Source organism: Mesorhizobium sp. M7A.F.Ca.US.014.04.1.1 (assembly GCF_003998745.1).
Lineage (GTDB): Bacteria > Pseudomonadota > Alphaproteobacteria > Rhizobiales > Rhizobiaceae > Mesorhizobium > Mesorhizobium ciceri.
The window spans coordinates 1-1,472 of record NZ_RZRW01000940.1 but is presented as its reverse complement, the minus strand read 5'-3'; the positions used below and the strand labels follow the sequence as shown (position 1 = coordinate 1,472).

At 59.6% G+C, this 1,472-nt stretch carries 1 pseudogene; it reads right to left on the bottom strand.

What is annotated here, in order from left to right:
* Positions 1-1,471 (bottom strand): annotated as a pseudogene (gene tssM / locus EOA22_RS33320) (type VI secretion system membrane subunit TssM); the annotation flags it as partial.
* Between the last annotated feature and the right edge of the window lies 1 nt (position 1,472).

The window sequence follows — 1,472 nt, the reverse complement described above, 5'->3', positions numbered from 1 at the left end:
GATTCATCGGTGAGCTTGGGGAGGCAGCGGCCGAAAGTGCGATGTAGTGCGGCTTGTCCGTCAGCATCGCCTTGAATTTCAACTGGCCGAGAACGCCGTTCCACGCGGCCGCGAACTCCTTGCCGTAGCGATCAAGAAGTTCGGGGCCGAGCTTGAGCAATTGCTGGTTGATATCGCCTTGTTCGCCGCCGCCCCCGAGAACCCACTGCTCGTCGACAAGCATCTGCGCAATGCGCGACAGTTGCCGGAGATAGAAGGTGTTGAAGCCGGAATGAGTATAGATGCCGGGAATACGAAGCCCTGACAGATCGCCGCCATCGATGCGCTCGAACAGCAGCTGCGCTTCCGGCCCGCCTTTCTGAGACAGTGAAAAATCGTCCAGCACCGCTGCGTATATAGCCGACTTGATCAATGCCGAAGCGCGATCGGCAAGGCTCATACGCCCGAGTGAACGTTGAGCGGCTTCGACAAGCGGCTGGTTGAGTTCGAAGACCGGATCATAGGCGTCGTCCAATGCCAGCATGGCGCGCAGGTGCTTTTGGAGCTGCTCGCGTCCTTCGCGATTGTTTTCGCCCGGATATCGGTTCTGCTCCCAGTCCCGCTTCATCCACGAAACGATCAACGCGTCATCGACCTTCGGGGCCTTGCCGCCAAGCATCAGATAGATTTTCAACGGTTCGTAGAGGGCGACGGGATCGGCCATCTTGGCCTGGATCGTCCGCTCGGCCTGGATCAACAGGCGCGATCGGAGCAGTCGCTCCAGCGCCTGCCGATAGGCTGTTTTGGATGCCGAAAGAAGTCTCTCCCTCTGGCTGAGGCCGAACGTCTCCTCTAACGGTGTCGGCAAGTCACCGGTTTCATACCCGGCCGGCAGATCGCGCAACTGGTCAAGCGGGCCGATGACGTTTTCAAGGTCGACATCGGTGACCGTGCTGGCCTTGAGCAACGGGGCCGCCGTCTCGCGATACTGGCCCATGGCCAGCGTTGTGGAGGCGATCAGCGACCGGTTGGAAGCAAAGCTCAGGGCGAGCGTACCCAGTGCGGCGGCGGCGATCAGCGTTATGGCACCCAGGCCACCAAATCTGACGATCGCCGCACGCCTTGCAGCCGATTTGTCATACGAAACCCAGCCCGATTCGGCAAAAATGACGTCCGTCAGCAGATCATGCAAAAAGAAGCTTTTGCCGGTTCCAGAAAGGTGAGGGCGGGAATTGCCACCGAAATTGCGGCCGATCGCGCCCAGCACCTGATCGATAGGCGTGCCCTCTTGCGTGCCGGACGAAAAATACAATCCACGCAGGCTGACATTCACCTGGCTGCGTCCGGGATTGAACAGAGCGGCGACAAAGCTGGTAACTCGGCCCTTTAGTGCGCCGAACTGTGCCGGAAAACCGAAGATGGAGATGCGCGTGACGGGATCAGTCTCTTCCTGGAGGCGGTCGGCCATCTCGTCGGCCAGTTGTTTTGCCAGC